This is a genomic window from Melaminivora alkalimesophila (assembly GCF_000282995.1).
Classification (GTDB): domain Bacteria; phylum Pseudomonadota; class Gammaproteobacteria; order Burkholderiales; family Burkholderiaceae_C; genus Melaminivora; species Melaminivora alkalimesophila.
Genome location: NZ_ALEE01000607.1, coordinates 1 through 528 on the forward strand (window position 1 = coordinate 1; position 528 = coordinate 528).

The following is a 528-nucleotide window of genomic DNA, read 5'->3' on the forward strand; positions in this document are numbered from 1 at the left end:
CCGTGGCTGGCGCGGCCGCGGCTGCGCACCTCGACGAACACCAGGGTCCCGTCCGGCTCCCGCATGATCAGGTCCACCTCGCCGCCGCCGCGCCCGGCCGTCCGATAATTGCGCTGCACCAGCCGCAGGCCTGCCTGCTGCAAGTGGGCGAGCGCCCGGTCTTCGGCCGCGTTGCCGAGCACGCGCGTGGTCAGTGGGCGCGGCCCGCCGCCCTGCCCCGCCCCTTCACCGAGGAATCCCATTGAGCCCCTCCTTTGTCTCCGCACGGGCGGCCGCGCACGACGCCGCGGCCGGCCAGCATTATCCGGCGGGCACCCTCTACGTCGTGGGCACGCCCATCGGCAACCTGGCCGATATCACGCTGCGGGCGCTGCACGTGCTGCAACTGGCCGATGCCATCGCCTGCGAGGACACGCGCCACACCCAGCAGCTGCTGCGCGCCTACGGCATCGACAGGCCAGGCAGCGCCCTGCTCGCACTGCACCAGCACAACGAGGCCGAGGCGGCGCAGCAGGTGATCGCCCGCCT

2 protein-coding genes are annotated in these 528 nt (G+C 73.3%); one reads left to right on the forward strand and one right to left on the reverse strand.

The genetic code is table 11. From position 1 onward, the window contains the following. Nucleotides 1-242 (reverse strand): YraN family protein (locus tag A612_RS11895; protein ID WP_019374698.1); only part of this gene is annotated, 242 nt, incomplete at its 3' end. Between A612_RS11895 and A612_RS11900 the strand changes: the two genes are divergently transcribed. Next, nucleotides 242-528, forward strand: a 287-nt coding sequence (locus A612_RS11900; RefSeq protein ID WP_040436759.1) for an SAM-dependent methyltransferase, incomplete at its 3' end; no start/stop codon positions are given. The genes A612_RS11895 and A612_RS11900 overlap by 1 nt on opposite strands.